Genomic DNA, 497 nt, shown 5'->3' with positions numbered 1-497 from the left:
GCACCAACAACACACCCAACAACAACAACCACCCCCCCCACCCAACCAACAACACCACCCCCAACCAACAAAACCAACCCACACATTCCCACAAACAAAACAACCAACACCAACCCCACCAAACACAACAACCAAAACCCCCCCAAAACCCAACCCAACACCACCCACCCCCACCCACACAACCCCACCCCCCCACCCCACAACCCACCAACCAAAAAAAAACAAACCAACAACAACCAAACCACCCAACACAAAAACACCAAACACACCCCCCACCCCACCAAAAAACACACCCAAACCCACACCCAAAACAACCGACAAACACCAACCACACCCCCACACACCAACCAACCACCACAACACCCACAAACAACACCCAACAACACACAAACCAAAACAACCAACCAAAACAACAACCAACACACCCAAACCCACACCCCCAACAAACAACAAACAAAACCACACCAAACCAACAACCACATCCCCAAACAACCCCA

The 497-nt window shown here is 51.1% G+C and carries 1 protein-coding gene; it reads right to left on the bottom strand.

Annotated elements, in window-relative coordinates; genetic code table 11:
- Positions 1-497: hypothetical protein (locus ACTHUF_RS11080; RefSeq protein ID WP_440407712.1), on the bottom strand; the 497-nt coding region annotated here is incomplete at both ends.

The organism is Neisseria sp. P0024.S006, from assembly GCF_051956595.1.
In the GTDB taxonomy this organism is placed as follows: Bacteria; Pseudomonadota; Gammaproteobacteria; order Burkholderiales; family Neisseriaceae; genus Neisseria.
The sequence above is the reverse complement of the archived record's forward strand: the minus strand, read 5'-3'. Positions and strand labels throughout refer to the sequence as shown.